Genomic DNA, 493 nt, shown 5'->3' with positions numbered 1-493 from the left:
GAAAAGCGGCAATGTCTTCAGCGACGATGGCATCGACCACTCCGGTCGATTGTTTCTTGAGATCAAGTGCTTCAGCAAGTGAATCACGGAAACCGGTTACCACGACACTGTCGAGTACTTGGTCTGCCTCATCTGCCGATGGTTCATCTATGGTTTCCTGCGCATACGCTATGGAACCTGACAGCATTAGGCTGGCCAGGGACACGCCCGCAAGGATTCTGACTCTGGTGGATACCCGCATTCTAATTTTCCTCCCGATATTTATTTTATCACCGAATGACACCGGTGTCAGGAATGGTTATCCTATTTCACCCCGCTGTTCAAGTCTGTCTCGTTTCGATTCGTGATCCGAGGTTGGGCTTGCTTGGCGTAATTCTGCTCATCGGGGGTGCCGACGGCTCTCTGTTTCATGGGTATCGGATTCCATATTCAACTGGGAATCGCCACGCGCCGTGGGCCCAGGTCAGGCAACAAGTTGCTCTGTGACCCGAAT

General features: G+C 52.1%; 1 protein-coding gene. It reads right to left on the bottom strand.

Annotation, left to right across the window (positions count from 1 at the left end):
• Positions 1-241 (bottom strand): hypothetical protein (locus B4F73_RS06230; RefSeq protein WP_290482758.1); only part of this gene is annotated, 241 nt, incomplete at its 3' end.
• Positions 242-493: the final 252 nt, after the last annotated feature.

The organism is Hyphomonas sp. UBA3601 (assembly GCF_002375605.1).
GTDB lineage: Bacteria > Pseudomonadota > Alphaproteobacteria > Caulobacterales > Hyphomonadaceae > Hyphomonas.
This window is presented reverse-complemented; position numbering and strand designations above follow the sequence as displayed.